Origin of the sequence: Salinivibrio sp. MA440 (assembly GCF_001996265.1) — a bacterium.
In the GTDB taxonomy this organism is placed as follows: domain Bacteria; phylum Pseudomonadota; class Gammaproteobacteria; order Enterobacterales; family Vibrionaceae; genus Salinivibrio; species Salinivibrio costicola.
The window spans coordinates 1-6,968 of sequence record NZ_MUFI01000074.1 but is presented as its reverse complement, the minus strand read 5'-3'; the positions used below and the strand labels follow the sequence as shown (position 1 = coordinate 6,968).

Sequence of the window (6,968 nt, the reverse complement as noted above, 5' to 3'; positions counted from 1 at the left end):
AACATACCTAATATGAGTTGTAAATAAATAACTAGAACAATTGCGGTATCCATTCGTGTACTTGATGCACGAATTCTAGGATTAAACAATCTTCGGTAAACTAAATAAGTCAGACCAATAAAGCATAATACACCAAAGAAGCCGCCTGCTCCCATGGCAATTAACTGTTTAGCTTGTAGGGTAATGCCTAACATATGCCACACTTCGTAAGGTATAACTAATCCACCAAAATGACCGAAAAAAATGCCAATAATACCTATGTGAAACAGATTACTTGCTACTCGAAAATGTTTATTTGAGAGCATTTGACTTGAACCGGTTTTCCATGTGTATTGATCTTTATCATAACGAATCAAGCATCCTAAAAAAAACACAACAGATACTATATATGGATAAATACCGAAAACTAACATATCGATAAAGTTCATAGCTAGACCTCTTTTGGTTGAGTGGCTGATGCTGTCTCATTCATTGACATCCAATTTACTGGCACTTCCTGATCTTTGCGTTGATTCTCAGTTGGCCGATGCTGATTGGTTGGACATCCACCGTTAACGCTATCACCACCAAAAGTAACAGCCTCTTCTTCCCATACTTTATCTAATTCTTTAGGTGTATGATCTTCTTTTTCATTTTTAACCTGCTCTCGAAGTTCTGAGATATTAACTTTCGCACCACATAAATCCAACAGTCCCCACATTAAACTCGCATACCCTGATTCACGCTTTTCTAAACGAACAGCGAGTAAACTTAAAACGGGAATAATATCTTCTATCCAACCAATTCCTTGCTCACCTTGCGTTGACGAAAACTCAAGAAATAGAGGGAGATGATCAGGCAATTCATTATGCGCAATTTCAAGCCCTGCTTTTTCATACTGAGCGAGTAAGTCGACCATAGCTTGGCCTCGATCTCGTGATTCACCATGAATATGTTCATAAATTAATAAAGATAATGAGCGACCACGTTCAAACAACCCATCGTAGTCAGACTGCCAATCGAGTAATGGCATTTCACTGCATCGGTCTATAAAGGAAATAATCTCTTGTTTATTTCTCTTTGATAGAACACTAGATGTTACAATATCTATCAACTCATCTCGATATAATTCGATTTCTAACTCTGGATAATCTAGCAATCGACCAATTAGTGCAATAAGTTGTGAAGTATTATTTCCACTTTTTTGATTTGTCATTTTTCTTACTCCTGTATCTCTACGGGGATAACTTCACGCACCGTCTGGCTTTTACCACCAAATAGGTCAGTCTCGCCGGTCGAACACCCATTACCAAATGTAAAACCACAACCGCTTTTGATGTCGTAAGCATTTTCTGCATAACTAGTATGGCTAGTCGGGATTACGAACCTGTCTTCGTAATTTGCAAGCGCCATGACCTGATACATTTCTTCAATTTGTGCCTGAGTTAGTTTAACTGCGTCGAGAACTTCAAAATTTTCCTCACACTCAACTTGTTGACTACGCTTATACTCACGCATTGCCATCAATCGCTCAAGTGACCGTATAACAGGTTGTTCTTCACCTGCAGTTAGCAAATTAGCAAGATATTTTATCGGAATACGTAATGACTTTAGGTCAGGAAGTACACTACTTTTCTCAATTTCTCCGGCTTCAACTGCGGATTGAATTGGCGATAAAGGTGGCACATACCAAACCATCGGCAAAGTACGATACTCTGGATGAAGCGGTAACGCGACTTCCCATTCCATAGCCATTTTATAAACTGGAGACTGTTGCGCGGCTTCAATCCAATTAGCAGCTATACCTTCTTTCTCAGCTTCAGCGATCACGGCCGGATCAAAGGGATCGAGAAATATATCTCTTTGCGCTTGATAAAGATCTTTATCATTCGGTACCGATGCCGCTTGCTCAATTTTATCAGCATCGTACAACATAACACCTAAGTAACGAATGCGGCCTACACATGTTTCAGAACAAATTGTTGGTTGCCCTGCTTCAATACGTGGATAACAAAAAATACATTTTTCTGACTTRCCCGTTTTCCAATTGTAATATATTTTTTTGTAAGGACACCCAGAGACACACATCCGCCATCCACGGCACTTATCTTGGTCAATAAGTACAATACCGTCCTCTTCACGTTTATAGATGGCACCACTTGGACAAGACGCAACACATGCAGGATTAAGACAGTGCTCGCATAAACGCGGTAAATACATCATAAACGTATTTTCGAACTGACCATAAATGTCTGCTTGGATTTGATCAAAGTTCTTATCTTTGCGACGTTTTTTGAATTCGGTACCTAAGATCTCCTCCCAGTTAGGCCCCCATTCAATTTTTTCCATCCGTTTTCCGGAAATCAGCGAACGGGGTCGCGCAACGGGCTGATGCTTACTTTCTCCCGCACGATGAAGGTGCTGATAATCAAAGTCAAATGGTTCGTAGTAATCGTCAATTTCAGGTAAGTCCGGGTTTGCGAATATATTAGCTAAAATCCGACGTTTCCCACCTTGTTTCGGCTCTAACTTTCCTTGCTTAGTTCGAATCCAACCACCGTTCCATTTTTCTTGATTTTCCCACTCTTTGGGATAGCCGATGCCAGGTTTAGTTTCAACATTATTAAACCACGCATACTCCATTCCTTCACGCGATGTCCATACATTTTTACAGGTAACCGAGCAAGTGTGACAGCCTATACACTTGTCGAGATTCAAAACCATGCCGATTTGAGCTCTAACTTTCATATTATTTCTCCACCTCGTGAAGATTTTCATCTAATACATCTTCACTGTCATCATCCAGCCAATCCACGCGATCCATTTTTCGAACTACTACAAACTCATCACGATTACAACCTACAGTGCCGTAATAGTTAAATCCGTAAGATTGTTGTGCATAACCCCCAATCATATGGGTTGGCTTCATAATTGCTCGAGTTACAGAGTTATGAATACCACCTCTAGTACCAGTTAGCTCGGAACCCGGTATGTTCACAATCCGCTCTTGCGCGTGATACATCATTCCCATTCCTTCGGGGACACGTTGAGAAACAACGGCTCTAGCAGCAATCGCACCATTTGCGTTAAATGCTTCGATCCAATCATTATCTTCAATGCCAGCCGCAGTCGCGTCTGTTTCTGACATCCAAATAATTGGTCCACCGCGTGATAGTGTCAGCATAAGTAAATTATCTGAATATGTGCTGTGAATCCCCCACTTCTGGTGTGGTGTAATCCAATTAAGCACAACTTCTTTATTGCCATTAGGCTTCATACCCTGCACATTTTGCGTGGTTTTCAGGTTGACCGGCGGCTTATAAAGACAGTGCATTTCACCAAAATCACGCATCCATTGGTGATCTTGATAAAATTGTTGCCGACCTGTAATCGTACGCCAAGGAATTAGCTCGTGAACATTGGTATACCCAGCATTGTAAGAAACATGCTCGTCTTCTAACCCGGACCAAGTCGGTGAGCTAATAATTTTACGTGGTTGCGCGACAATATCTCTAAATCGAAGTTTCTCTTCTTCTTTAGGCTTGGCTAAGTGAGTATGATCAAGACCGGTAACTTTACTAATTGACTCCCAAGCCTTGACAGCTACTTGTCCATTTGTCTCCGGCGCTAATGATAAAACGACTTCTGCTGCGTCAATGGCTGATTCAATTTTTGGTCTGCCTTGGTTAACACCTGGTTTAATGTGCTTTTTATTCAACTCACCTAAGAATTTAACTTCGTCTTGTGTATTCCAATTAATCCCCTTACCACCGTTTCCTAGTGTATCCAGGAGTGGTCCTAATGACGTGAACTTTGCATAGGTATTCGGATAATCTCGCTCCACCATCATCATATTTGGCGCTGTCTTGCCAGGAATGAGATCACACTCTCCTTTCCACCACGCCTTAATGTCGAATGGCTGGGCTAGTTCACCAGGAGTATCATGTTGCATAGGCACGGTGACAATATCTTGTTCTACACCTAAGTGTCCTTCGCACTGTTGGGAGAAAGATTTTGCAATCCCTTTGAAAATTTCCCAATCACTTTTTGATTGCCAAACAGGATCCACAGCTTTAGATAAAGGATGAATAAATGGATGCATATCGGACGTATTCAAATCGTCCTTTTCATACCAAGTTGCGGTAGGTAGAACAATATCTGAATACAAACAAGTTGTAGACATTCTGAAGTCTAGTGTAACTAAAAGATCAATCTTTCCTTCAGGTGCACTATCACGCCATTTTATATCTTCAGGCTTCTCTTCCCCTTCCTCGCCTAAGTCTTTACCAAGCAAGCCGTGCTTGGTGCCCAGAAGGTGACGAAGCATATATTCATGACCTTTCCCTGAAGATCCAAGTAAATTAGACCGCCAGATAAACATGTTTCGAGGATAGTTTTTTGGATTGTCAGGATCTAAACAGGCAAATTCTAAGCTTCCTGCTTTTAATTGATCCACCGTATAATCTACCGGATCTTGCCCTTGCTCATGTGCATCTCGGCACACCTTCAAGGGATTTTTACTCAACTGTGGCGCTGACGGCAGCCAACCCATGCGTTCTGCACGTGAATTAAAGTCTATGATCGAGCCCTCCCAATCTTTTTTATTAGATAAAGGAGAGACAATTTCACTCATATGTAGCTTTTCATAACGCCACTGATCAGAATGTGCATAAAAGAAGGATGTGCCATTCATATGACGAGGTGGGCGACTCCAATCCAAACCAAATGCTAAAGGCTGCCAACCTGTTTGTGGACGAAGTTTTTCTTGACCTACATAGTGAGCCCAACCACCACCGCTTTGTCCAATACAACCGCACATGATTAGCATATTGATTAAACCACGATAGTTCATGTCCATGTTGTACCAGTGATTCAAACCAGCACCGACAATGATCATGGAACGACCACGTGTTTTTGCTGCAGTGTCAGCAAATTCATTTGCAATTTTAGTCACATCATTTTGGGGAACGCCTGTTATTTGTTCCTGCCAAGCTGGCGTATAGGCAAGATTATCGCTATAGGATTGTGCGCAATTCGGATCATCATATCCATTGTCAACACCATAGTTAGCAAGCGTTAAGTCAAATACAGTAGTGACCCAAGCTTCCGACTTATCGGCAAGCTTGATCTTTTTAGCCGGGATACGATGCGTTGTTACTTCATCATGAACTGTATGTTGGAAGTAGCCAAGTTCATGTTCATTGCCCCCAAAATATGGGAAATTTACGGTAATAATCTCATCGTGATCATCTTTTAAGCTCAGGCGGAGTTTCACATCACGATTCGTTGCACCATCACGTTGCTCAAGATTCCATTTAGCATCGCGTTCCCCCCATCGATAGCCAATCGAGCCTTTCGGCGACGTGAGCATATTTGATGACTCATCAATTGCAATGGTTTTCCACTCGGGGTTATTGTCTTGTCCAGCTTTGTCATCCAAGTCACTCGCACGAAGGAACCTCCCTTGCTGCAGACCTCCTTTTTCGGACGGTTCCAACATGACGAGCATTGGCATATCCGAATAACGTCGTACATAATCATCGAAATACTGTGTTGTTTTGTTGACATAAAACTCTTTAAGAATGACATGTCCGAATGCCATGCTTAGTGCGGCGTCAGTTCCTTGCTTGGGTGCTAACCATTGATCGGTAAGTTTAGCCACCTCAGAATAATCAGGGGTAATGCCAATTACTTTCGTCCCTTTATATCGCACTTCAGTTAAGAAGTGAGCGTCGGGTGTGCGTGTTTGTGGAACATTCGACCCCCAACACATAATATAATTTGAGTTGTACCAATCCGCTGACTCGGGGACATCAGTTTGCTCTCCCCAAACTTGCGGTGATGCAGGAGGAAGGTCGCAATACCAGTCATAGAAACTTAAGCAATTACCACCGATTAATGACAGATAACGTGCACCTGCCGCATATGAAATCATCGACATCGCTGGGATAGGCGAGAATCCAAAGATACGATCGGGCCCATACTCTTTGGCCGTGTAGACATTAGACGCACCAATGATTTCGTAGACTTCATCCCAGTGCGCGCGAACGAACCCACCCATACCACGTTTTTCTTTATATTCTCGTGTTTTTGTGGGATTAGTAACAATTGACTCCCAAGCGTCTACAGGGTTGGCATGCTGCTTTTTTGCTTCACGCCATAGTTTAATTAAGCGCTTACGAATTTTGGGGTATTTAAGTCTATTCGCACTATATATGTACCATGAATAACTCGCACCGCGTGGGCAACCTCGAGGCTCATGATTAGGAAGGTCAGGACGAGTTCTAGGATAATCGGTTTGTTGCGTTTCCCACGTTACAAGTCCATTCTTGACATAGATTTTCCAACTGCATGAACCGGTACAGTTGACGCCGTGAGTTGAACGTACAACCTTATCATGCTGCCAACGTTGCCTATAACTGTCTTCCCACTGGCGGGGCTCTTGCGTTGTCACGCCATGACCTTCAGAAAAGTTTTCTCTTTTCTGGGTAAAATAACGTAGCCGATTTAGAAAGTGGCTCATGCCTGACTCCTTTTCGATGGCTTAACTAGTAAACGGTTAACGTGATACGTTAAACTGCGACTAATCCTAAACTCGTTTTCGAATGTACTCTGTGTATATAAGTAGACGTCAAGTGCAGGTATTATGCAATACGGTAAAAACAGCAAAAAACAGACAACTACCCATAAAGGGGTATGAGTGAGTATCTAGTAAAAAACTTGATTTTCAATACAATAGACAACTTAGAAAGCAAATAGACGGACTGTATTATTATGACCAATTACTTAGAGGTAACCCCTGATGAGCAGGGTATAAACCGTTCTATTGGTATTTTCGACTCTCTCGTATTCAAAATCGGATCTTTATTGATAATGATTAGCATTATCGCCTTGGTCAGTATGGTCTCAGCCGTGTATATTTCAGATAATGCACAGACTGATGCTCATGCAATAAATTTATCTGGTTCAATGCGTATGCAATCCTATCT

5 protein-coding genes are annotated in these 6,968 nt (G+C 42.0%); 1 reads left to right on the top strand and 4 read right to left on the bottom strand.

Annotation, left to right across the window (positions count from 1 at the left end; all coding sequences use genetic code 11):
• The 4 genes from narI to BZG80_RS15210 form a co-directional block, all read right to left on the bottom strand.
• On the bottom strand, positions 1 to 428 hold a 428-nt coding region (gene narI, locus BZG80_RS15225; RefSeq protein WP_077679739.1), incomplete at its 3' end, for a respiratory nitrate reductase subunit gamma.
• Between the two features lie 2 nt (positions 429 to 430).
• Positions 431 to 1,195, bottom strand: coding sequence for a nitrate reductase molybdenum cofactor assembly chaperone (gene narJ, locus BZG80_RS15220; protein WP_077661619.1), 765 nt, complete (start codon positions 1,193 to 1,195; stop codon positions 431 to 433).
• Between the two features lie 5 nt (positions 1,196 to 1,200).
• Positions 1,201 to 2,727, bottom strand: coding sequence for a nitrate reductase subunit beta (gene narH / locus BZG80_RS15215; RefSeq protein ID WP_021022862.1), 1,527 nt, complete (start codon positions 2,725 to 2,727; stop codon positions 1,201 to 1,203).
• A gap of 1 nt (position 2,728) precedes the next feature.
• Positions 2,729 to 6,502 carry a nitrate reductase subunit alpha gene (locus BZG80_RS15210; RefSeq protein ID WP_077679738.1) on the bottom strand — a complete coding sequence of 1,258 codons (3,774 nt, stop codon included), beginning with the start codon at positions 6,500 to 6,502 and terminating at the stop codon, positions 2,729 to 2,731.
• Between the two features lie 251 nt (positions 6,503 to 6,753).
• Here BZG80_RS15210 and BZG80_RS16035 point away from each other — a divergent pair.
• Positions 6,754 to 6,968, top strand: a 215-nt coding sequence (locus BZG80_RS16035; protein WP_131827568.1) for a type IV pili methyl-accepting chemotaxis transducer N-terminal domain-containing protein, incomplete at its 3' end; no start/stop codon positions are given.